General features: G+C 70.6%; 20 protein-coding genes, 1 tRNA gene and 1 pseudogene. 18 read left to right on the top strand and 4 right to left on the bottom strand.

Annotated features, from left to right (window positions below; all coding sequences use genetic code 11):
* Window positions 1–447: 447 nt before the first annotated feature.
* Together ACZ7OI_RS20465 and ACZ7OI_RS20460 are read right to left on the bottom strand one after the other, a co-directional pair.
* Entirely contained in the window at window positions 448–861 is a 414-nt protein-coding gene (locus ACZ7OI_RS20465; RefSeq protein ID WP_470265768.1) for a Fur family transcriptional regulator, read from the bottom strand.
* Window positions 862–863: 2 nt separating this feature from the next.
* Window positions 864–1,160, bottom strand: a pseudogene (locus tag ACZ7OI_RS20460) (ArsR/SmtB family transcription factor); the annotation flags it as partial.
* Between the two features lie 765 nt (window positions 1,161–1,925).
* Here ACZ7OI_RS20460 and ACZ7OI_RS20455 point away from each other — a divergent pair.
* From ACZ7OI_RS20455 to ACZ7OI_RS20395, 13 genes are all read left to right on the top strand, one after another.
* Window positions 1,926–3,035: a hypothetical protein gene (locus ACZ7OI_RS20455; protein WP_470265767.1), complete on the top strand. Its 1,110-nt coding sequence runs from the start codon at window positions 1,926–1,928 to the stop codon at window positions 3,033–3,035.
* Between the two features lie 3 nt (window positions 3,036–3,038).
* Window positions 3,039–3,677, top strand: a complete 639-nt coding sequence (locus ACZ7OI_RS20450) for a class F sortase (RefSeq protein WP_470265766.1) — start codon at window positions 3,039–3,041, stop codon at window positions 3,675–3,677.
* A 107-nt stretch (window positions 3,678–3,784) separates the two neighbouring features.
* Window positions 3,785–4,444, top strand: a complete 660-nt coding sequence (locus ACZ7OI_RS20445; protein ID WP_470265765.1) for a class F sortase — start codon at window positions 3,785–3,787, stop codon at window positions 4,442–4,444.
* 85 nt (window positions 4,445–4,529) lie between these two features.
* Window positions 4,530–5,918: a glycine--tRNA ligase gene (locus tag ACZ7OI_RS20440; RefSeq protein WP_470265764.1), complete on the top strand. Its 1,389-nt coding sequence runs from the start codon at window positions 4,530–4,532 to the stop codon at window positions 5,916–5,918.
* A gap of 151 nt (window positions 5,919–6,069) precedes the next feature.
* On the top strand, window positions 6,070–6,999 hold the full coding sequence (locus ACZ7OI_RS20435; protein WP_470265763.1) for an ABC transporter ATP-binding protein: 930 nt from the start codon (window positions 6,070–6,072) through the stop codon (window positions 6,997–6,999).
* Window positions 6,996–7,736 carry an ABC transporter permease gene (locus ACZ7OI_RS20430; RefSeq protein WP_470265762.1) on the top strand — a complete coding sequence of 247 codons (741 nt, stop codon included), beginning with the start codon at window positions 6,996–6,998 and terminating at the stop codon, window positions 7,734–7,736. Before ACZ7OI_RS20435 ends, ACZ7OI_RS20430 begins: the two co-directional genes overlap by 4 nt.
* A 23-nt stretch (window positions 7,737–7,759) precedes the next feature.
* Window positions 7,760–8,989, top strand: coding sequence for a sensor histidine kinase (locus ACZ7OI_RS20425; RefSeq protein ID WP_470265761.1), 1,230 nt, complete (start codon window positions 7,760–7,762; stop codon window positions 8,987–8,989).
* Window positions 8,986–9,591, top strand: a complete 606-nt coding sequence (locus tag ACZ7OI_RS20420; RefSeq protein WP_009080931.1) for a response regulator transcription factor — start codon at window positions 8,986–8,988, stop codon at window positions 9,589–9,591. The genes ACZ7OI_RS20425 and ACZ7OI_RS20420 overlap by 4 nt, the downstream gene beginning before the upstream one ends.
* A gap of 208 nt (window positions 9,592–9,799) precedes the next feature.
* Window positions 9,800–10,447: a YdcF family protein gene (locus tag ACZ7OI_RS20415; RefSeq protein WP_470265760.1), complete on the top strand. Its 648-nt coding sequence runs from the start codon at window positions 9,800–9,802 to the stop codon at window positions 10,445–10,447.
* A gap of 30 nt (window positions 10,448–10,477) precedes the next feature.
* A complete protein-coding gene (locus ACZ7OI_RS20410) occupies window positions 10,478–11,776 on the top strand; it encodes a deoxyguanosinetriphosphate triphosphohydrolase (RefSeq protein ID WP_470265759.1) in 1,299 nt (432 codons plus the stop codon).
* 34 nt (window positions 11,777–11,810) lie between these two features.
* Window positions 11,811–12,884: a serpin family protein gene (locus ACZ7OI_RS20405; protein WP_470265758.1), complete on the top strand. Its 1,074-nt coding sequence runs from the start codon at window positions 11,811–11,813 to the stop codon at window positions 12,882–12,884.
* 89 nt (window positions 12,885–12,973) lie between these two features.
* Complete coding sequence (locus ACZ7OI_RS20400; protein ID WP_470265995.1) at window positions 12,974–14,707, top strand: glycosyl transferase; 1,734 nt, start codon at window positions 12,974–12,976, stop codon at window positions 14,705–14,707.
* Between the two features lie 63 nt (window positions 14,708–14,770).
* Window positions 14,771–15,337: a carboxymuconolactone decarboxylase family protein gene (locus ACZ7OI_RS20395; RefSeq protein ID WP_470265757.1), complete on the top strand. Its 567-nt coding sequence runs from the start codon at window positions 14,771–14,773 to the stop codon at window positions 15,335–15,337.
* A 151-nt stretch (window positions 15,338–15,488) separates the two neighbouring features.
* Here ACZ7OI_RS20395 and ACZ7OI_RS20390 read toward each other — a convergent pair whose 3' ends face one another.
* A complete protein-coding gene (locus tag ACZ7OI_RS20390) occupies window positions 15,489–16,430 on the bottom strand; it encodes a sigma-70 family RNA polymerase sigma factor (RefSeq protein WP_470265756.1) in 942 nt (313 codons plus the stop codon).
* A 51-nt stretch (window positions 16,431–16,481) separates the two neighbouring features.
* Here ACZ7OI_RS20390 and dnaG point away from each other — a divergent pair, with 51 nt between their 5' ends.
* From dnaG to ACZ7OI_RS20370, 4 genes are read left to right on the top strand one after another with little or no spacing between them, the layout of a single operon-like run.
* On the top strand, window positions 16,482–18,395 hold the full coding sequence (dnaG, locus tag ACZ7OI_RS20385) for a DNA primase (RefSeq protein WP_470265755.1): 1,914 nt from the start codon (window positions 16,482–16,484) through the stop codon (window positions 18,393–18,395).
* Between the two features lies 1 nt (window position 18,396).
* Window positions 18,397–18,921 (top strand): hypothetical protein, encoded by a 525-nt coding sequence (locus ACZ7OI_RS20380; RefSeq protein ID WP_470265754.1) that lies wholly within the window; start codon window positions 18,397–18,399, stop codon window positions 18,919–18,921.
* Window positions 18,922–18,973: 52 nt separating this feature from the next.
* Window positions 18,974–19,741 carry a trans-aconitate 2-methyltransferase gene (locus tag ACZ7OI_RS20375; RefSeq protein ID WP_470265753.1) on the top strand — a complete coding sequence of 256 codons (768 nt, stop codon included), beginning with the start codon at window positions 18,974–18,976 and terminating at the stop codon, window positions 19,739–19,741.
* A 33-nt stretch (window positions 19,742–19,774) separates the two neighbouring features.
* Window positions 19,775–19,936, top strand: coding sequence for a class I SAM-dependent methyltransferase (locus tag ACZ7OI_RS20370; protein ID WP_470265994.1), 162 nt, complete (start codon window positions 19,775–19,777; stop codon window positions 19,934–19,936).
* 267 nt (window positions 19,937–20,203) lie between these two features.
* Here the strand turns inward: ACZ7OI_RS20370 and ACZ7OI_RS20365 are convergent, their stop codons facing one another.
* Entirely contained in the window at window positions 20,204–20,383 is a 180-nt protein-coding gene (locus ACZ7OI_RS20365; RefSeq protein ID WP_067586600.1) for a hypothetical protein, read from the bottom strand.
* Between the two features lie 175 nt (window positions 20,384–20,558).
* On the opposite strand from ACZ7OI_RS20365, the gene ACZ7OI_RS20360 reads away from it, so the two are divergent.
* Window positions 20,559–20,634: transfer RNA gene (locus ACZ7OI_RS20360), tRNA-Asn, on the top strand.
* Window positions 20,635–21,451 lie beyond the last annotated feature (817 nt).

The following is a 21,451-nucleotide window of genomic DNA, read 5'->3' as shown; positions in this document are numbered from 1 at the left end:
CGCGATCGGCCCGAGTGGCTCAGAGTTGCGAAACCCTGCGTTGCGGAACCTTGCGGCCAGACAGCCTCGCAGCGACTCCGCTCGCCCCGGAACCCGTGCCTCGAACTTCCTGTGACGGGCACGCCGCTCCGGCCAGCCCCGGAACCGTTCCGCCGCCGGGCCGGGTCGCCTCGCGTGCCAGGCGTTCCTGCGTGCCGGACTGGGCGGCCTGAGTGCCCCGCGGTCCTGAACTGCTGGACCGGGTCGGCTTGCGTGCCCCCGGCGGCCACGAGGGCCGGACCAGGACGGCTTGAGTGCCCGGCTGTCCTGAGGCACCGGGCCGGGTGCCTCGCGCGCCCAGCGGTCCTGCGAGCAGGACCGGACCGGGTCGCCTCGCGTGCCCGGCGGTCCTGCGTGCCGGACTGAGTCGGCTCGCGTGCCCGGCGGGCCCAGAGCGCCGGACGAGGGTCAGCTCGCGTGCTCGGCGCAGGTGCCGGTGATCTCCACGGTGTGGCTGATCTCGGTGAACCCGTGGTCCGCCGCGATTTTCTCCGCCCAGCGTTCCACCGCGGGACCCTCGACCTCCACCGTGCGCCCGCACACGCGGCACACGAGGTGATGGTGGTGGTGCGACGAGCACCGGCGGTAGATCGCCTCGCCGGAGTCGGTGCGCAGCACGTCGATCTCGCCCGCCTCGGAGAGCGACTGCAGCGTCCGGTAGACGGTGGTCAGGCCGATGCCGTCGCCGCGCTTGCGGAGTTCGTCGTGCAGTTCCTGGGCGGAACGGAAGTCGTCGACCGTGCTGAGCAGGTCGACCACCGCCGCACGCTGCTTCGTGGAACGCCGGCCGGGCACCGGGACCGGCTTGGGGGCCGAGGACATCGTCACTTCCCTTCCTGCACGTGGGCGACCGCGTCGACGACGATGTGCGCCAGGTGATCGTCCACCAGCCGGTAGACGACCTCGCGACCGCGCCGCTCGCCCTGCACCACGCCCGCCGTCTTGAGGACGCGCAGGTGCTGGCTGATCAACGGCTGGGCGACGTCGAGTTCGTCCACGAGCTCGTGCACGCATCGGTCCGCCTCCCGCAACTGCAGCACGATAGCGATCCGCACCGGAGCGGCGAGCGCCCGGAGCAGTTCGCCCGCGTCGGCGAGCACTCCCGGGGGAAGACCCGCCGGTCCGGAGCCGGGGGACCGGTCAGCCGCGGCGTCCGCACCGCCCGCGTCGACGGGATGCGGCGGGTCCGCGGGCGGCTCCGCCTGCCCGCCGCCGACCGGCTCGTCCGCGTGTTCAGAAGCGGCATGCCCGGCGGGGGCCGAGCTCGCGTGCTCCGCTGGTGCCTCGTCCGTGGCTGGATGTGCTGCGGCTGTCTCGCCCGCAGCTGCGCGGTCTGTGCCGGTCGTGCCACTGCCGGTCGTCGCCGCGGCTGAACTTGCGACAGTTGTCTCTGCCAGGCCCGCGTGCTGCCCGGCCGTTGCCGAGTCCGCCCCGGCCGGACCCGTCGAGCCTGCCTCCGCCGCTCCCGCCCCAGCCGAACCAGCCGCCCCCACGCCCGGAGACCCAGCCCCCAGGCCGTCGGACAGGGCGCTCGAAGGTGCCGACTTCATCGCTGCCTCCACTCGCGTCCCGCCGCCCGCCTCGTCCCGCCTCCCCCGGGCCTGGCAACGGCGCGAACCGTGGCCTGCCCGGAGGCGGCGTTTCCGAAGCCGGATGTCATTGCCGATAACCGTCGCCGCCATCGTAGTGTTTCCTTCTCCGGGCTCGGTGATCGCCGGGTCGCGAGGGGACTAGCCTTCCGCGTGACCCGATCGGGTGAGTTCGGGAAGATTTGGCTTGTCGGCTTCGCAAGTCGTGGCGGACGGTGCAAGGTTGTCGCGGGGGCGTTTCGTCGCGTCTCGTACAGTGGCGGATCGCTCGGGGTTGCCGGAGGGCAGTGGGGAGACATGACTCGTTTCGTGACGAAGGCCGCGGTGGCGGCCCTGGTGGCACTTCCCGCACTGGCTCCGGCCGCCGCGGCGCAGACTCCGGCCGGGCAGGCCGTCGACGAGAAGACCGGGCCGGTGTCGTTCGCCAACGTGGCGTCCGTGCGGCTCGGCGGCGACCCGCAGCACGGCGGCGCGCTGATCACCGAGACCCAGCGGTCCCCGCTCACGCCCGGACAGTCGCAGCTCGGCACGGATCGGGTGGCGGTGCCGAAGAACGACGGCGAGCGCAATACCTTCGGCCCGAACTACGAGATCGACCTCGGCAAGTACGGGGACAGCTCGGGCAGCCCGTACCCGGCCGGGATCGCGAGCCGCGACCACCAGGTCGTCGCCGCGCTGCAGACCACCCACGTGCCGACCGCGGTCGCGGAGACGAACTACGCGCTGCGCGACAACGGCCGCAAGAAGCTCAAGCAGCTCGACAACACGATGCTGGTCCTCGAGGGCGCGCGCAGCTCGGTCGACTGCTCCGGCCCCGGCAAGGTCACCGGCTCCACCACCGCCGCCCGCGTCTGGGTGCGCGGCGAGGACGACGCGCTGAAGCAGGTCGCGATGCCGGCCAACGGGACGCTCAGCGTCACCGGCCTCAAGATGGGCTCGCCCACGAGCGTGCAGAACAGCGACCCCGGCAAGACCACCTCGGACGTCGTCGTGTCTCGCGTTTCCGCGTTCGACCAGCTGATCAAGCAGGACGGCTGGCGCTCCGGAGACGTCACCGCGCAGGCCGGCTGGCGCGTCGAAATCACCACCCACGCGCGCGACGCCAAGGACACCAAGCTGAGCGACGTGCAGACCACCATGGTGCTCGGCGGCGTCAGCTGCTCGATCCCGAAGAACTTCGTCGCCGCGGCGGGCAACGGCTCGGGCAGCGGGGGCACGGTGCAGCAGCCGTCGGTGCCCACCGAGGTCCCGGCCGGCTACCTCGGCGCCCAAGCCGCCGCGCCGTCCGACGACCTGCGCCTGCCGCTCGGCTTCGGCCTGCTCGGCGGCGGTCTGCTCTTCGGCGCGGTCGCGATCGTGCTCGGCCGGCGCCGCGCGGCGCGGGTCGTCCGTTCCCGCGGCGAATAGACCGTGCCGCGCACCGTGCTGACGGTCGCGTCAGCGGTGATCGCCGTCCTGGCGATCGCGGCCGGCGTGATCGTCCTGACCTGGGTGCCCGCCCCGAACCCGGCCGTCGTGGCCGACCCGCCTGCCGGTTCGCTGCCGGGCGAGGACGGCGCGCCCGCGGAACTGCCCTCGGACGGCCAGGCGATCGGCCTGCAACGCCCCGGCAGCATCCGGCTGCCCGACGGCTCCGAGGCCCGGCTGAAGCGCACCGAGATCACCCAGAAAGGCATCCTGCCGATCCCGCGCGGCCTCGCCGACGCGGCGTGGTGGGGCGCCCGCCTCGGCGCGGCGCAGGGCGCGGCGGTGCTCTCCGGACACGTCAACTGGGCCGGCACGAAGGGCCCCTTCGACGACCTGTGGCGCGTCCGCACCGGCGACAACGTCAGCATCGTCGACGCGTCCGGCGGCCGTTGGCTCTACCGCGTCACCGGCGCGACCACGATCCCGAAAGAGCAGCTGCCCGCGCAGGCCCCCGGCTGGTTCGCCCAGACTGGCCCGCACCGTCTGGTCCTGGTCACCTGCGGCGGCGACTACGTCGGCGGCACCGAGGGCTACGACGAGAACCGGATCGTCACGGCGGATCTGGTCTCCCGGCCGGACTGAGCAGCCCGAGAAGGCGAAGGCTCCGGTCAGCCCGGCGAAAGTCCGTGCAACCCCAGCGCCGCCCCATCGCATGTCTCCCCGGAGAAACCTCCGGACCAGGGAGCACGATGCAGGGGACACAGGCCCAACCAGCACGCAAACGCGGCGCATTGATCGTCATAGCGGCCGTCGTAGTCGTGGCAGCCGTCATCGCCGCGGTGCTGATCTTCTTCACCGGCAAAGACGACGTGGCGCAGCCGCAGCAGCAGACCGGCACCTCTCAGGTCGGCGCCGGCCAGCCCGGAAGCAGCCAGGCCGGAAACACCCAGCCGGATCCCGGACAGACTCCCGGCACCGTCAAGCTGCCCGGCGGCGGACAGGCGAAGCTGATCCCCGAGGAGGTCGGCGCGGACGGTGCGCTGCCGATCCCGAAGAGTCTCGGCGAAGCAGCCTGGTGGGGATCCGGCGTCGGGGCCGCCCAGGGCGTCACGCTGCTGTCCGGGCACGTCAACTGGGCCGGCAAGACCGGTCCGTTCCAGGAGCTCTGGCGGATGAAACCCGGCCAGATGGTCACGGTCACCGACGCCGCGGGCAAGCAGTGGGAGTACAAGATCGACGAGGCGCGCACGATCCACAAATCGGATCTGGCCGCGGAATCCGCGAAACTCTTCGACCCCGAGGGCCCGCACCGGCTGGTGCTCGTCACGTGCGGCGGCGATTACGTCGGCGGACAGGAGGGCTACGACGACAACCGGGTCGTGACGGCCTCCCCGGTCACCCGTTCGTGACCTCCGACCTGCGCGGAGGCTCCGGGGACCGGCCGGATACGCTGGACCTTCCGATAACTGTCCCCGCATGCGTCCGGAGCGTGGAGTGCCCGCCAACAAAATCGAAACCGTCGTCAGCCTGTGCAAGCACCGTGGCTTCGTCTTCCCGTCGGGAGACATCTACGGCGGCACCAAGTCGGCGTGGGACTACGGGCCGCTCGGCGTTGAGCTGAAGGACAACATCAAGCGCCAGTGGTGGAAGACCGTCGTGCAGAGCCGCGAAGACGTCGTCGGCATCGACTCGTCGGTGATCCTGCCGCGCCAGGTCTGGGTCGCCTCGGGCCACGTGAACGTGTTCACCGACCCGCTGATCGAATGCCTTTCGTGCCACAAGCGGTTCCGCGCCGACCAGCTCGCCGAGGACTTCGAGGCGCGCACCGGCAAGGCGACCACCGAGGACGACCTGTCCGAGGTGCCGTGCCCGAACTGCGGCACCCGCGGCAAGTACACCGAGCCGCGCGACTTCAACATGATGCTGAAGACGCACCTCGGCCCGGTCGAGTCCGAGGAAGGCCTGCACTATCTCCGTCCGGAGACCGCGCAGGGCATCTTCGTGAACTTCCTCAACGTGCAGAAGGCCTCGCGCAAGAAGCCGCCGTTCGGCATCGGCCAGATCGGCAAGTCCTTCCGCAACGAGATCACGCCGGGCAACTTCATCTTCCGCACGCGCGAGTTCGAGCAGATGGAGATGGAGTTCTTCGTCGAGCCGGGCGACGACGAGCAGTGGCACCAGTACTGGATCGACGCGCGCACCGACTGGTACAAGGACCTCGGCATCAAGGCCGAGAACCTGCGCCACTTCGAGCACCCGAAGGAAAAGCTCTCGCACTACGCGAAGCGCACCGTCGACATCGAGTACCGGTTCGCGTTCAACGCCGGCCAGGAGTGGGGCGAGCTCGAAGGCATCGCCAACCGCACCGACTTCGACCTGACCACGCACTCGAACCACTCGGGCGTGGACCTGTCGTTCTTCGACCAGGCCTCGGGCCAGCGTTACCGGCCGTTCGTGATCGAGCCCGCCGCGGGCGTCGGCCGTTCGATGATGGCGTTCCTGGTCGACGCGTACGACGAGGAAGAGGTGCCGAACGCCAAGGGCGGCACCGACAAGCGCACCGTGCTGCACCTCGACCCGCGGCTCGCGCCGTTCAAGGCCGCGGTGCTGCCGCTGTCGCGCAACGCCGACCTGTCGCCGAAGGCGCGCGACCTGGCCGCGCGGCTGCGCAAGCACTGGAACGTCGACTTCGACGACGCCCAGGCGATCGGCCGCCGGTACCGCCGCCAGGACGAGATCGGCACGCCGTACTGCGTCACGGTCGACTTCGACACGCTCGAGGACAACGCCGTGACGGTCCGCGAGCGCGACAGCATGAGCCAGGAGCGCATCTCGATCGACCAGGTCGAGTCGTACCTGGCCGGTCGCCTGATCGGCTGCTGACCGACGCGAAAACCCCTCCGGACGGCCCTTTCCCGCATTGCGGGGGAGGGTCGTCCGGCATTTCGCCCCCGGCGCCCCCTGACACCTGTCATGGTCGGGTCGTGACGCTCGGCCTGCGTATCGGCCTCCCCAGCGCGGCACGCTTCACCGCATGGACAACACACAGGCAGTCGCGGCGGGGGCGGCGATCCGGCTGGGCGGGATCGCGAAGCGCTACGGCGACGTGCGCGCGGTCAAGCACGTCGACCTGACCATCGCGCCGGGGGAAGTGGTGGCGCTGCTCGGACCCAACGGGGCGGGCAAATCGACCACCGTGGACATGATTCTGGGGCTCACGAAACCCGACGAGGGCACCGTTTCGGTGTTCGGCCAGACGCCCGCCGACGCGGTGCGCGCCGGGATGATCGGCGCGATGCTGCAGGGCGGCACGCTGCTGGACGACCTGACCGTGCGCGAAACCGTCGGTCTCGTCGCGAAACTGCACCGCCGTCCGATGCCGGTGCGCGACGCGCTGCGCAGCGCCGGTGTCGAGGACATCGCCGACCGGCGGGCCAACAAGCTTTCCGGCGGGCAGAAGCAGCGCGTGCGGTTCGCGGTCGCGCTGGTGTCCGATCCCGATCTGCTCGTGCTCGACGAGCCGACCGCGGCGATGGACGTCGGCAGCAGGCGCGAGTTCTGGAAGTCGATGTACTCGTTCACCGACACCGGCCGCACCGTGCTGTTCGCGACCCATTACCTGGAAGAGGCGGAGGAATTCGCCGACCGCGTGGTGCTGATGCGGGCCGGGGAGGTCGTCGCCGACGGTTCTGTCGCGGAGGTCCGCGCCCTCGCCGGAGGCCGCACCATCCGCGCGGTGCTGCCGGCCGGGGTCAGCGACCAGCTGGTCTCGACGCTCCCCGCGGTCACGTCCTTCGAACTGCGCGGCGAACGCGTCGCACTGTCCAGTTCGGACTCCGACACCACTTTGCGCGCGTTGCTCGCCGCCGTCCCGGCCGTGCACGACATCGAAATCGGCGCGGTCGGTCTCGAAGGCGCGTTCCTTTCCCTGACCTCCGACGAAACGGAAGAAGCAGTCCGATGAATCCCGCCTACCTGGTCGTCGAAACCCGCAGGCTGTTCCGCTCGCCGCGGTTCCTGGTCTTCGTCGTGGCCTTCCCGGTCATCATGTTCCTGTTGCAGGCCACGGTGTTCACCGACAAGTCCGCGCCGGACCACGTCGCGGTGGCGGGCGTGCTCATGGTCAACATGATGACGTTCGGCACCTTCGCCGCGGCCACCACGAACGGCGCCCGGCTCGCGATCGAGCGGGCCGGCGGCTGGCAGCGGCAGCTACGTCTGACCCCGTTGTCCGGTGCGGGCTACCTCGGCGGCAAGGCGCTGTCCGGAATGCTCGCCGGGCTGCCCGCGCTGATTCTCGTCCCGGCGATCGCCGCCTTCACCCAGGGCGTGCGCCTCGACCCGGCGGGCTGGCTGCGGATCTTCCTCGGCATTTTCCTCGGCACTCTTCCGCTGGTGCTGCTCGGACTGCTGCTGGGCCAGTTCGGCACGCCGGAGTCGATGCAGCCGATCAGCATGATCGTGACCCTCGGCGTCGGATTCCTCGGCGGGCTCTGGATCCCGCTGGAGGGCATGCCGTCCTGGATGCACGACGTCGCGCAGATCATGCCGACCTACTGGGTCCTCGGACTGGTCCGGCCGGCGGTGACGAACCAGCTGCTGGTGAGCTTGCCGACGGCGGTCGGCGTGCTCGGCGCGTGGACGCTGGCGCTCGGGATTGTCGTGGTCAGGCGATACCGTAAGGACAGCGCGCGGGTTTGACCGGGCGGGGAGGGAAGAACGACGTGTGGCCACTCGGCCGAGAGGCGACGACCGGGAAACCGGTCCGCCGCCGGTACGCGCTCAGCGACCGGGAGGCGTGGTGGGACGACCCGCTGCCGGATGCGCGGCGCGCGCCGAGCAGGCCGGGCTGGGCGATCTTCTCCGCGGCGTTCCTCCTGCCCTTCTTGATCCCGGCGACCCGCGGCCTGGTCGAGCATCCCGGGCCGCTGTGGGCGCGGATTCTGCTCGGCGTGGCGACCTACGCCTACGCCGTCTGCTACGCGGCGTTCCCCGCGCTCTTCGGCAAGCCGCGGCGGGTGAAGCTCTGGTTCGGCGGGGTCATGCTGGTGCTGGGTCTGCTGAGCGCACTGCTCACCGACGCCAGCCCGTACGTCCTGCTCTACGCCACCGCGACGCTCGCCTTCCTGTTCCCGGCCGCCTGGGCGGTCATCTTCGACGGGGCGGCGCTGGGCCTGCTGGTGCTGGTGCTGTACTCGCGAGGAGATCTGGCCGACCGGATGAGCGACGTGACCACGGTCGGCTCGGTCACGCTGGCGATGTTCTTCATGTCCAACCTGATCCGGGCGATCCGGCGGCTGGAGCTGGCGAACAAGGAGATCGCGACGCTCGCGGTCGCCACCGAACGCGAGCGGGTCGCCCGGGATCTGCACGATCTGCTCGGGCACAGCCTCACCACGATCACGGTGAAGGCAGGGCTCGCCCGGCGGGTGCTGGAAAGCTCCGGCGACATCGACCGGGCGGTGCAGGAGATCCACGAGGTCGAAGGGCTGAGCCGTTCGGCGCTGTCGGATGTGCGGGCGACGGTGACGGAGTACCGGGAAGTGTCGCTGCCCGCCGAGATCGCGGGGGCGCGGGCGGCGTTGCGCGCGGCGGAGATCGAGGCCGAACTGCCGCACGCGGTGGACAACGTGCGCGCGGAGCTGCACAGCACGTTCGGCTCCGTGCTGCGCGAGGCGATCACCAACGTGCTGCGACATTCCGGCGCGAAGTCGGTGAAGGTGCGGCTGGGCCGCGACTGGCTGGAGATCGAGGACAACGGCTGCGCGACGGGGGACGTCACGCCGGGCAACGGGTTGCGGGGATTGTCCGAACGGCTGGGCGCGGTCGGGGGCACGGTGACGACGCGGGTGCGGCCCGGGGGAGGATGGGTCGTCCGGGCCGAGGTCCCGGAGCCGAGCCCGGACGGATCCGCCGTCGCGGTGCGGGCCGAACCCGCTGGAGGACTGGCGTGATCCGGGTGCTGCTTGCCGACGACCAGGCGATGGTGCGCGGGGCGCTGGCCACCGTGCTCGGCCTGGAAGCCGACATCGAAGTCGTGGCCCAGGTCGGCAGCGGCGACGAGGTGGTGGCCGCGGCGAAGGAAACGGCGCCGGACGTCGCCCTGCTCGACGTGCAGATGCCCGGCATGGACGGCCTCACCGCGGCGGCCGAGCTGAAAACCGCGCTGCCGGCGTGCCGGGTGATCATCTGCACGACCTTCGGCCGCCCCGGCTACCTGGCCAGGGCGATGGCGGCGGGCGCGGCCGGGTTCGTGGTCAAGGACGCGCCGCCGGAGCAGCTCGTCGAGGCGGTGCGTCGAGTCCACAGTGGACTGCGGGTGGTCGACCCGGCGCTGGCCGCGGAATCGCTCGCCACCGGAACGAGCCCGCTGACCGCCCGGGAACGCGACGTCCTGAGCGCGGCCAAGGACGGCAGCACGGTCGCGGATATCGCGAAATCCCTTTTCCTGTCCGACGGAACGGTGCGCAACCATCTGTCGTCGGCGATCGGGAAGACGGGCGCGCGCACCCGTGCGGAGGCGGTGCGGTTGTCGGAGGAACGCGGCTGGCTTTAAGGGCGCGGGCGCACGGCGAAGAACTCCGATGCGGCAGTGAATACGCCACCGTCGCGTCGGGTGCGTTGGGGATGCACCCGATGCCACGGCACGCGAGCGCGTCGAAGGCCGCAGTGGGAACGTACGCAGGCGGGCTCGAGGGACCCACTCAGAGTGGCATCGGGGCGCCTTCCCGACCCTCGGCAGCGGTTCTGCGAGGATGGCCGCCATGGATGCGTGGACTGGTCCCACTGCGGGAAACTGGGTGCGCCGCATCGTTTTCGGTGCGGTGCTGGCCCTCGTCGCGGTCATCGGCGGTACCGCGTTCCGCGTGTGGCAGGTCGCGCGCGAGAACGACCGCACCCCGGCGGACGCGATCGTCGTGCTGGGCGCCGCGCAGTACAACGGCAAGCCGTCGGAGATCTTCACCGCCCGGCTGGAGAAGGCGCGCCAGCTCTACGCCGACGGCGTCTCGAAGACCGTCATCACCGCTGGCGGCAAGAAGACCCGCGACAACTACACCGAGGCGACGGCGGGCGCTCGGTGGCTGACCAAACACGGCGTGCCGGAAGCCGCGACGCTGCCGGTCGGCGAGGGCAATGACACCCTGCGCAGTCTCCGCGCGGTCGCCGATCAGGTGAAGGCGCGCGGGTGGCATTCGGTGGTGCTGGTCAGCGATCCGTGGCATTCCTACCGGTCGCGGGCGATGACCGAGGACCTCGGGCTGGAAGCGTGGACCGCGCCGACGCACAGCGGGCCGATCGTGCAGGAGCGCTCGACGCAGGTCCGCTACATCTTCCGCGAAACCGGGGCGCTGCTGTTCTACGAGCTCACCAAGTCGCCCGCGGACGACCTGTTCGGCACGACGATGGGCTGAATTGTCGGTCCCCGCGCCTAAGCTGGCGGGGTGAGTGACGGCTACCGCGAGCACGACCGCGCCCGCGTGCTGGCCGAGGAACCCAAGGGCGCGGCGCTGGCCGGTGCGCGGCCGGACGGGCGCAGCGCGTTCGCCCGCGACCGCGCGCGGGTGCTGCATTCCGCCGCGCTGCGCAGGCTGGCGGGAAAAACCCAGGTGGTCGGCCCCGGCGAGGGCGCGGAGGTCAGCGGCGCGCCGCGGACCCGGCTCACGCATTCGCTGGAGGTCGCGCAGATCGGCCGCGGCATCGCCGAGGAGCTGGGCGCGGACCCGGACCTGGTCGACACCGCGGGGCTGGCGCACGACATCGGGCACCCGCCGTTCGGCCACAACGGCGAACGCGCGCTCGACCAGGCGGCCCAGGCGTGCGGCGGGTTCGAGGGCAACGCGCAGACGCTGCGCATCCTCACGAGGCTGGAGCCCAAGGCAGTCGGCCCCGACGGCTCGACGGCCGGGCTCAACCTCACCAGGGCGTGTCTCGACGCCGCCACGAAATACCCGTGGCCGCGCCGCTCCGGGGAGCCGAAATACGGCGTGTACCCGGACGACACCGGGGTGTTCGGCTGGATCCGCGAGGGCGCGCCGGGCCTGCGCCGGTGCCTGGAGGCGCAGATCATGGACTGGGCGGACGACGTGGCCTACTCGGTGCACGACGTCGAGGACGGGGTGCTGGCCGGCCGGATCCGGTTGCGGCTGCTGGCCGATCCGGAGGAACGCGCGGCGGTCGCCGAGGCCGCTTCCCGGCATTTCTCCACGCTGTCGGTGTCCACTTTGGAGGGTGCGGCGAAGGAGCTGCTCGACCTGCCGGTGGTCGCCGAGCTGGTGCGCGCGGAGCCGGACGGTTCGCTGCGCGCCCAGGTCGCGCTCAAGCGGCTCACCAGCGAACTCGTCGGCCGGTTCGCCTCGGCCGCGGTCACCGGCACCCGCGCGGGCTACGGCGAGGGCCCGCTCACCCGGTACGCGGCGCGGCTGGCGGTGCCGGAGCAGGTCGGGGCGGAGGTAGCGCTGCTCAAGGCGCTGGCGCTGCGGTACGTGATGAGCGATCGCCGCCGGCTGGCGATGCAGGACGGGCAGCGGGAGGTCATTACCGAGCTGGTAGCGGCGTTGTGCCGGCGCGCGCCCGAGGCGCTGGACCCGCTGCTGGTGCCGGCGTGGGACGCGGCGACAGACGACGCGGCGCGGTTGCGGGTGGTGGTGGACCAGGTGGCGTCGCTCACCGACGCGCAGGCGTACGAATGGCATCGCTGGCACACCGGACGGCACGGAACGGCACCGCCTGCCGAACCGTGAGCCGCGGAACCACCCGTTCCGGTACGGTCGCCGCATGGCCCTGGACAGCCACCTCACTTTCACCCTGGCGTTGCACGGTGCGACCGCGCCCCCGGGAACCGACGCATGTCTTTCGCCCTACTCGGCGGCGAGCGCGCTCGGTCTAGCCGAACAGGCCGCGCGCGGACGCACCGCGGAAGAACTGGTCGCCGTGCTCGGCCGCGACCAGAGCGGACTGCTCCACGCCGCGGCCGAGCTGGGCGACAAGGCCCAGCTGGCGGTCGCGAACACGCTCTGGGCCTCGGACCGGATCACCGTCGAGGACAGCTTCCAGGCCGCGCTCGTGCGCTGGCCTGGCGGCAAAGCCGAGACCGCTCCGTTCGAAACCGACCCCGAGGGCGCGCGCCAGCGGATCAACGCCGACGTGGACCAGACCACTCACGGGCTGATCCCGGAGCTGCTGCCCGAAGGCGCGATCCACCCGCACACGCGCGCCAGCCTGGTCAACGCGCTCTACCTGAAAACCGCCTGGCGGCACCCGTTCCCAGAGCACGCCACCGCGGACGCCGACTTCCACACTCCCGATGGCGTACGCCAGGTGCCGACGATGCACCTGGACGAATCTGTCGGCTACGCGCACGAAAACGGCTGGCAGGTCGTCCGGCTGACCGCCGAGGGCGGCGTCGAGACGGTGATCCTGCTGCCGGACGGCGACCTCGACAGCGCCGAAGCCGCGCTCGACGCGCAAGCACTGCGCGGGCTGCTGGAAAGCCCGAAGCAGCACAAGATCCAGCTCTCGCTGCCCAAGATCTCGCTCGACGTCCGCGCGGACCTCGAACGGGCGTTGCAGGGCCTCGGCGTCCGGGAGCTGTTCGCCCAGGACGCCGACCTCACCGGCCTTACCCGCGACCGGCCGTTGTGGGTGGACAGCATCCTGCACCAGGCCGTGCTGCGCCTGGACGAACAAGGCCTGGAGGGCGCGGCCGCCACTGCGGTCCAGATGCGCACCTTGTCGCTCATCTCCGGCGACCCGCTCGAAGTCCGGGTCGACCGGCCGTTTCTGCTGCTCGTCCGCCACGCCGAAACCGGCGCGGTGTACTTCTTCGCGCGGGTGGTGCGCCCCGCGTGAGCGTGTTCCGGCCCGAAGCAAACCCCGAAGCTAAACCTGAAGCACCGCCTCGCGAACCCGGCGCGACCGCGGTCGCCGCCGAACCGCGGATGCGCCGGTCCTGGGCCGACGCCGGGATCATCGGCGCGTACCTGGCGTTCTCCGTGCTCCTGTTCGGCGGCCTGTGGGCCGACCTCGGCCAGGGCTACCTGTGGAACAGCGCGTCGGACCAGAACCTGTGGGAATGGTTCTTCGCGGTCACCGCGAAATCGGTGCAGCACCTGGAAAACCCGCTCACCAGCGGACTGCAGAACTACCCGCTCGGCGTGAACATGATGGCCAACACGGCCATGCTGGGCCTGGGCATCCCGCTCACCCCGATCACGCTCGCCTTCGGCCCGACGGCCACCTGGGCGATCGCCCTCACCGGCAGCCTCGCCGGCAGCGCGGCGGCCTGGTACTGGGTGTTCTCCCGGCATTTGGTGCGGCACCGGGTGTCCGCGGCGATCGGCGGCGCGTTCGCCGGCTTCGCGCCGCCGATGATCTCGCACGCCAACGCCCATCCGAACTTCGTCGCGTGGTTCCTGCTGCCGTTCATCGCGCTCAAGGTGATCCAGCTGGCGCAGGGCAAGCGCCCGGTGCGCAACGGGATCTGGCTCGGCGTGCTCACCGCGTACCAGATTTTCCTCGGCGAAGAGCCGCTGCTGATCTTCGCGCTCGGCTTCCTGATCTTCGCGGTCTCCTACTGCGCTTCGCGGCGCCGCGAGGTCAAAGCGATGGTGCGGCCGGTGCTGCTCGGCGGCGGCATCGCGGTGGTGCTGACGCTGGTGGTCGTCGCGTTCCCGTTGTGGTGGCAGTTCTTCGGCCCGGACAGCTACACCGGGCTGGAGCACGGCCAGGTCGGCAACGACACCGCCGCGATGACCCGGTTCGCGACCCAGTCGGTGTCCGGGCAGCCGGAGGCGGCGGCCGCGGTGTCGCTGAACCGCACCGAGGAGAACGCGTTCTTCGGCTGGCCGCTGATCGTGCTGATGGTCGTGGTCACGGCGTGGCTGTGGCGCGAGGTCGTGGCGCGTTCGCTGGCGATCTCGATGTTCCTGATGGCCTGGCTTTCGCTCGGCTCCGAGATCACCGTGCTGCACGAGAACACCGGCGTGCCCGGTCCGTGGAAGCTGCTGGCGGACCTGCCGTTGTTCGAATCGCTGCTGGAATCGCGGCTGGCGATGGCGTGCGTGCCCGCGATCGGCGCGCTGCTGGCGATCGCCACCGACCGGGTGTTCGCCGCGGCCGGGAAGGGCGAGCTGAAGCTGCCGGTGCGGCTGATCTGGCTGGGCGCGGTCGCGGCTGTGCTGCTGCCGGTCGCGCCGACCCAGCTTCTCGTGCAGAAACGCCCGCCGACGCCCGCGTTCTTCGCCGACGGCACCTGGCAGACGTACGTCGCGCCCGGCGGCACCGTCGTGCCGGTGCCGCTGCCGAGTTCGGGGGAGTCGGAGCCGCTGCACTGGCAGATGGACGCCGGCCTGCGGTACGCGATGCCCGAGGGCTACTTCGTCGGCCCGCAGGGCCCGAACGACAAACGCGGCCGCTACGGCTCCTACCAGCGGCCGACCTCGACGCTGTTCGACCGGGTCCGCGACTCGAAGCAGGCGCAGGAGGTCACCGACGCCGACCGGAACCAGGCGATCGAGGACCTGCGCTACTGGAACGCCAGCGTATTGGTGCTGATCCCGCGCGAGCACAGCGACGCCTACCGCGCCACCGTCGACCTCCTGCTGCGCAAACCCGGGCAGTTCGTGGACGGCGTGTGGATCTGGGATGTGCGCCCGATCACGGGGCGCCGCTGACGCTGTCACATCTCGCGCGGCTGTCCCGTTCCTCCCTCGAACCACTCAGAAGGAGGACCCGACATGCCTCGTATCCCGGTCAAACGAGCCACTGACGGCGGCCCGGTGCTGAAGCTCTTCTACCGGATCGCCGGGAAGCGGTACGGCGCGGTGCCGGAGCCGATGGCCGTCGTGGCGCACCACCGCGGGCTGCTGCGGACCAGCATCGCGCACGAGCTGATGGCGGAGAAGGCGTCGAAGCACCTGCCCGCCAACGTGCGGGAACTCGCCGTGTACCGCGTCGCGACGCAGATCGGCTGCTCGTGGTGCGTCGACTTCGGCACCATGCTGCAGCGGCACGACGGCCTCGACATCGACCGGCTCAAGCACATCGACGAGTACGCGACGTCGCCGCTGTTCACCCGCCAGGAGCGGCTGGCGCTCGCGCTCGCGGACGCGATGTCCGGCCCGGCCGTCACGGTCACCGACGAGCAGATCGCCGAGCTGGTGGCCGAATTCGGCGAGAAGGGCGTGGTCGAGCTGACGTATCAGATCGGCCTGGAGAACTCGCGGGCGCGGATGAACAGCGCGCTCGGCATCGTCGACCAGGGCTTCACCTCGGGCGACGCCTGCCGCGTGCCGATGCCCTGACCCCGGAAAGGTCCGTGAAGGGAACCCTGACGGACTTAGATTCTGCTGCCGGGGACTTAAGGCGGCGCTCTGGGTGCGGTTGAGCTGCGTTTGCCAGGGTCGATGGAGTCGGCGCGGCTCTTGCCAGGCCAACGCGGACGGCGGGAACGGACTACTGCTCCGGCCGGGTGATGCGAGTGAGTTTCTCCGGGTTGACCTGGTCGTAGACGCCGACGATGCGGCCGTCGCGCACGCTGAATGTCTGCACGCGCTCGTCGAGGGCGAGGTAGCCGTCGACCGCGGGCAGCTGCGGCAGCCACAGGCCGAGATCGCCGTTGACGAGCACCGGCCGCCCGTTCTCCATCGTGCCCGGCGCGTACTTCGCCAGTACGCCGAGCACGAAGCGGGCGACCTTGTCCGGCCCGACGATCATCCGGCGGCTGGTGCGCGAGCGGCCGTTGGAATCGCCGATCATGACCACGTCCGGGTGCAGCAGTTCGGTGACCGCGCGGATGTCGCCCGCCAGCAGCGCGACCACGAACTTCTCCAGCACCGGCTGCTGCTCCGCCAGTTCGAGCCGGGCGGGCGGGTCGGAGTCCTCGACCGCGCGGCGGCCGCGGGAGGCGTGCTGGCGCGCGGCCGCCGGGCTGCAGCCCAGGACGTCGGCGATCTCGGCGAACGGCACCGCGAACGCGTCGTGCAGCACGAACGCCACGCGCTGCTCCGGGTTGAGCCGGTCGAGCACCACCATCGCGGCCATGCGCAGGCCGTCGTCGCGCACCGCGGCTTCCAGCGGATCCTCGCTCGCGGGCACGCCGAACGGCGTCACGATCGGCTCGGGCAGCCACTCGCCGACGTACTTCTCGCGCTGCACCGCCGCCGACCGCAGCCGGTCGAGGCAGATCCGGCCGACCACGGCGGTCAGCCAGCCGCGCAGGTCGCGGATCCCGGCGCGGCCCGCGTCGTCGAGCCCGGACAGCCGCAGCCAGGCCTCCTGCGTCGCGTCCTCGGCGTCCGCGCGGGTGCCGGTGAGCCGGTAGGCCGCGGCGATCAGGTGCGGCCGGTGGGCGTCGAACTCCGCGGCGAACTCCTCCAGCGCGGTCGGTGTGCTCATGTCCCCGAGTGTGCCGCACGGCGCGGCGGCGGGGAGAACTATTGTGGTGTCGTGGCAGGACTGATTCGGGAGAGCGATATCGCGGAGGTGCGTGAGCGCAACCGGATCGACGAGGTCGTGGGGGAGTACGTCGCGCTGCGCCGTGCCGGCGGGGGCAGCCTGAAGGGCTTGTGCCCGTTCCACAACGAGAAGACCCCGTCGTTCAACGTGCGCCCCACTCACGGGACCTTCCACTGCTTCGGCTGTGGCGAGGGCGGCGACGTCATCAAGTTCATTCAGAAGATCGACCTCGTGTCGTTCGTGGAGGCGGTGGAGCGGCTCGCCGACCGGGTCGGCATCCGGCTGACCTACGAGGGCGGCGGCGCGTCGGTGCAGCGCGACCGGGGCACCCGGTCCCGGCTGATCGAGGCGCACCGGGCGGCGGCCGAGTTCTACATCGAGCAGCTGGGCACCGACGAGGCGCGGGCGGCGAGGGACTTCCTGACCGAGCGCGGTTTCGACGCCGCCGCGGCCAAGCAGTTCGGCTGCGGTTTCGCGCCCGGCGGCTGGGACAAGCTCACCAAGCACCTGCTCAACCGCGGGTTCGAGGTGAAGGAGCTGATCGCGTCCGGCCTGTCGAAGGAGGGCCAGCGCGGCCCGATGGACCGGTTCCACCGGCGGCTGGTGTGGCCGATCCGCGACGTCGGCAACGACGTGGTCGGCTTCGGCGCGCGGCGGCTGTTCGACGACGACCGGATCTCGGCGAAGTACCTCAACACCTCCGAAACGCAGATCTACAAGAAGTCGCAGGTCATGTTCGGCCTCGACCAGGCCAAACGCGAGATCGCGAAACGGCACCAGGTCGTGGTGGTCGAGGGCTACACCGACGTGATGGCGATGCACGCGGCGGGCGTGCCGACGGCGGTGGCATCCTCGGGCACCGCGTTCGGCGAGGACCACATGAAGGTCCTGCGCAGGCTGATGATGGACGACGACGCCTTCCGCGGCGAGGTCATCTTCACCTTCGACGGCGACGAGGCGGGCCAGAAAGCCGCGCTCAAGGCGTTCGAGGGCGACCAGACGTTCGCCGGGCAGACCTACATCGCGGTCGCGCCGGACGGGATGGACCCGTGCGAGCTGCGCATCGCGAAGGGCGACACCGCGGTGCGCGACCTGGTGGCCCGGCGCACGCCGCTGTTCGAGTTCGTGATCAAGAGCATGCTCAAGCAGTTCGACCTGGATTCGGTCGACGGCCAGGTTTCCGCGCTGCAGAAGACCGTCCCGATGGTCGCCGCGATCAAGGACCGGGCCAGCCGGGACGGCTACGCCTCGAAGCTCGCCTGGTGGGTCGGCTGGCAGGACGTCGCGCAGGTGGTCAACCGGGTGCGCGGCGCGGCCGGAGCGGCGGCCCGGCGCGGTCCGGCCGAACCTCAGCAGCGGCGGGGCGCGGCTCGGCAGGAGGCCCCGGCTCCCGAGCCCGAGAAGCAGGATCTGCCGCGTCCCGCGCCGAACGATCCGCGGTTCGCCGGGCAGCGCGAGGCGCTCAAGGCCGCGCTGCAGCAGCCCGCGATCGCCGGTCCGGAGTACGACTCGCTGCCGGAAGAGGCGTTCACGCATCCGGTGTACATCGCGGTGCACCTGGCCGTGCTGAAGGCGGGAGGGGCGGCGTCCGGGCTCACCGGGCCCGCGCTGCTGGACGCGGCGTCGAGGCACTGTCCGGAAGGGACGGTCCGCCGGGTGCTCAGCGAACTGGCGGTGGAACCGTTGCGCGCCTTGGGAGAAGTGGACTCGCGCTACATCTCCGGCGTGCTCGCGGGCGTGCAGGAGAACCTCGTCGGCAGGCAGATCGGCGAGATCAAGTCGAAGCTGCAGCGGCTGTCGCCGGTCGAGGCCCCGGACGACTACCGCGCGCTGTTCGGCGACCTGGTGGCGCTGGAGCAGTACCGGAAGTCGCTGCGCGAGCAGGCGGCGAGCGGGTGGGAGTGACGTGGGACTGCTGAACCGGTTCTTCGGCGGCGGGCTGCCCGCGGGGTTCCCCGGCAAGCTGGACGAGGGCGAGGACCCGGTCGCCGCGGCGTCGGTCGAGGGCGGCGGGCACCTCGTCGTGACGTCGCTGGGCCTGTGGATCCCGTCCGGCGAGGGCACGACGCGGCGGGTCGGCTGGCACCTGGTGGGCAAGGCGACCTGGGGCGACGGCGTGTTCGCGCTGACCGAATCGGAGGAGACCGGGCGGGCGGGGGCGGTCGCGGTGCTGGCCGACCGCGAGCCGGTGCGGTTCCGGCTGCCGCAGCCGGGGAAGGTGCCGCAGCAGGTCCGCCTCCGGGTCGACGGCTCGGTGCGCGGACGGCACCGGCACGAGTTCCCCGAGGGCGGTGCGTGGTTCGTCCAGCGCAAGGTCCCCGGTCGCGACGGCGTGGAACTGCAGGTCCGTCCCGACCCGGGCACCGACCCGGCGCTGGTCGAGGCGGTCGCGACGGAGGTCGCGGAGAAGCTGGCCAACCGCGCCGAGTAGCAGTACGCTCGTACTCAGTACGGCTGTACTGTTACTCGGCGGGAGGCTGCTCGTGTGGGATCCGGCAAAATACCTGGACTATTCCGACCTGCGCGGCCGGCCGTTCTACGACCTGATCGGGCGAATCTCGGCTGCTTCGCCCCGTCGAGTGGCCGACCTGGGCTGCGGCCCCGGCACCCTGACCCTGGACCTGGCGCTCCGCTGGCCGGACGCTGTCCTGGAGGCGATGGACAGCTCGCCGGAGATGGTCGCCGCGGCCCGTGAGCGCGGGGTGGCCGCCGAGGTCGGCGACGTCCGGTCGTGGACGCCGAAGCCGGACACCGACGTGGTCGTCTCGAACGCGGTCCTGCAGTGGGTGCCCGGCCACGAGGACCTGCTGCGCCGCTGGGCCACGGAACTCCCGGCCGGCGCGGTCCTGGCAGTGCAGGTCCCCGGCAACTTCTCCGCCCCTTCGCACGCCATCAGCCGTCAGCTGGCCGCTTCTCCGGCGTGGGCTTCACGGCTGTCCTCGGTCACTCTGCGCGCCGAAGACGCAGTCGGCGAACCCCGCGACTACGCGAACCTCCTCGCCGACGCCGGATGCCTGGTCGACGCCTGGGAAACCACGTACGTACAACAACTTTCCGGCCCGCGAGCAGTCCTGAAGTGGATCACCGGCACCGCGCTCCGCCCCATCCGCGCGGCGCTGGGCGACTCTGATTGGGCCGAGTTCCAAGACGACTTGGCTCCGCTCCTGGACGAGGCCTACCCGCCCCGCCCGGACGGCACGACCTGGTTCGAATTCCGGCGGATCTTCTTCGTCGCGAAGATCCCGGAATGAGGTCGTACTGGAACACGAACGTCGCCCGCCGGGATCGACAAGTCGCCGGAGGCGGTCGCTCAGGCCCGTTCGCTATCGTCCGACACCTCCGTCGAGGGAGACTTTCTCTCCGCTGACCTCGGTGCCTACGACTTCATCTGCTCCGTCGCCACGGTCCACCACCTGGATTTCGAGCCAGCTCTCGCCCGGATGTGAGACCTGCCGCGAGTTGGTGTTCGTCGGCCTGGCCCGCGACGCGAGCGTGACGGACCGGGCAGCGACGATCGCGGCCGCGCCGATCGTGAAGGTTCTTCGCGTGAGCACACGGCCCGGACGGCATGCCGGGCCGTGCAGCCGCGAATGAGCTACCGCGAGGTACGCACGGCGGTTGCCGCCAGGAGCGCGATACCGGCGGCACGTGCTGCGCCGGTACTCGCTCACCTGGAAAAACCAGCCTGAGCTGGGGATTTGTCCGGGACCCGCTCAGCCGTTCCCGCGCCCGAACTTCTCGCCGAGCTTCGCCCGCGCCACCCCGGCCGCGCCCTGGACCATCGGATGGTCGGCCAGTTTGCGGTAGGTGCGCACGATCTGCTCGTACCGTCCCCGGCCGGCCTTGGTGCCCAGCACGTACCCCAGGCCCACGCCCAGCAGGAACTTCTTCATCGGCGGACACACCTCTCGTCAGCAGGACTTCCGACTGTCCATTGTCCAACACAACCGGCTTCCGTGCGGGATCCCCGGCGCCGGGCCGAAGACCCACCCCCCTGTGCGAGGCCGGAACGGCATGGGCTAAAGTTCTTCCTGTCAGCCCGGAGAGATCCGGACCGGCGAAGCACGATCCCCTGTAGCTCAACTGGCAGAGCATTCGGCTGTTAACCGGAGGGTTCTTGGTTCGAGTCCAAGCGGGGGAGCCAAAGCCCAGGTCTTAGGCCTGGGCTTTTTTGCTGCCCGGAAGCAGGGGCGATTTAGTGTCGATTTTGACGGTCGTCCAAGCGGTCGGCTGTCGGGGGTGCCAGCGGTCCGCTGCGGTTGCCGGTGGCCGTTCGGAGCCGTTGGGCTGGGCTGCGTCGGTCGCTGTTGGTCCTGGCGTCGGTTGATCCCGCTCGATCTCGATTCGTCGCATGACTCGTGCTTGCAGCGCCTGTGGCACTTTTAGGTTGATGATCGAGCGCGCGTTCGGTGTGGGCGGGCAGGTTGCTGCCGCGAGTATTCGAGGTATCGCTGCGCGGTTCGGGCCTTGCAGGGGTCGAGTTCGGTGAGGTTGAAGTGATCGATGCGGGCTGCGGGTGAAACATCGCAGCGATGAAGAGGACAGGTCGCAAAGGCGTGGTGACCCCCGGATGGTGCGTTGTCCGGGATCCGGCGTTCGGACGTCAATCGTCGTGCGGCGAACCGCGATCGGGTGCCGACTTGTGCCGTGTGGGCGCGGTGGTCGAGCTAAAGATGCGAAGTTTAGCTTGATTGCCGCCGGAGCCTTCTTTTCCTGTGTCAATAGGCATCGTGAAAGTGGGCGGATAATGATCTGCTGGACTGCATTCTTGGAAAGCGTGTCAAAGTAGTTGAGGCAGCGCTTCCGTCGAGCTATTCAGCTGGTCGTGCTGCGGCACTGTCCTGTACTGCGGGGGTCGCGTTAGCTGGATGTCCTGACCTGCGGTTATCGAGAACCTGCTGGACGGACGCCGCAGTTGACCGCACCTGAGCGCGGTTCGAGGCTGTTCGGCGTAGTTGGAA

The organism is Amycolatopsis sp. NPDC114503 (genome assembly GCF_055633655.1).
Note: the sequence above shows the minus strand (reverse complement) of the source record. Positions and strands in the feature narration are given on the sequence as shown.

What these genes read in the sequence shown, in the direction of transcription:
- ACZ7OI_RS20430 (WP_470265762.1), top strand. Translation starts at nt 6,996, where the DNA reads ATGAATCCCGCCTACCTGGTCGTCGAAACCCGCAGGCTGTTCCGCTCG.
- ACZ7OI_RS20455 (WP_470265767.1), top strand. Translation starts at nt 1,926, where the DNA reads ATGACTCGTTTCGTGACGAAGGCCGCGGTGGCGGCCCTGGTGGCACTT.
- ACZ7OI_RS20395 (WP_470265757.1), top strand. Translation starts at nt 14,771, where the DNA reads ATGCCTCGTATCCCGGTCAAACGAGCCACTGACGGCGGCCCGGTGCTG.
- ACZ7OI_RS20405 (WP_470265758.1), top strand. Translation starts at nt 11,811, where the DNA reads ATGGCCCTGGACAGCCACCTCACTTTCACCCTGGCGTTGCACGGTGCG.
- ACZ7OI_RS20415 (WP_470265760.1), top strand. Translation starts at nt 9,800, where the DNA reads ATGGATGCGTGGACTGGTCCCACTGCGGGAAACTGGGTGCGCCGCATC.
- ACZ7OI_RS20465 (WP_470265768.1), bottom strand. Translation starts at nt 861, where the DNA reads ATGTCCTCGGCCCCCAAGCCGGTCCCGGTGCCCGGCCGGCGTTCCACG.
- ACZ7OI_RS20390 (WP_470265756.1), bottom strand. Translation starts at nt 16,430, where the DNA reads ATGAGCACACCGACCGCGCTGGAGGAGTTCGCCGCGGAGTTCGACGCC.
- ACZ7OI_RS20435 (WP_470265763.1), top strand. Translation starts at nt 6,070, where the DNA reads ATGGACAACACACAGGCAGTCGCGGCGGGGGCGGCGATCCGGCTGGGC.
- ACZ7OI_RS20400 (WP_470265995.1), top strand. Translation starts at nt 12,974, where the DNA reads ATGCGCCGGTCCTGGGCCGACGCCGGGATCATCGGCGCGTACCTGGCG.
- ACZ7OI_RS20365 (WP_067586600.1), bottom strand. Translation starts at nt 20,383, where the DNA reads ATGAAGAAGTTCCTGCTGGGCGTGGGCCTGGGGTACGTGCTGGGCACC.
- ACZ7OI_RS20445 (WP_470265765.1), top strand. Translation starts at nt 3,785, where the DNA reads ATGCAGGGGACACAGGCCCAACCAGCACGCAAACGCGGCGCATTGATC.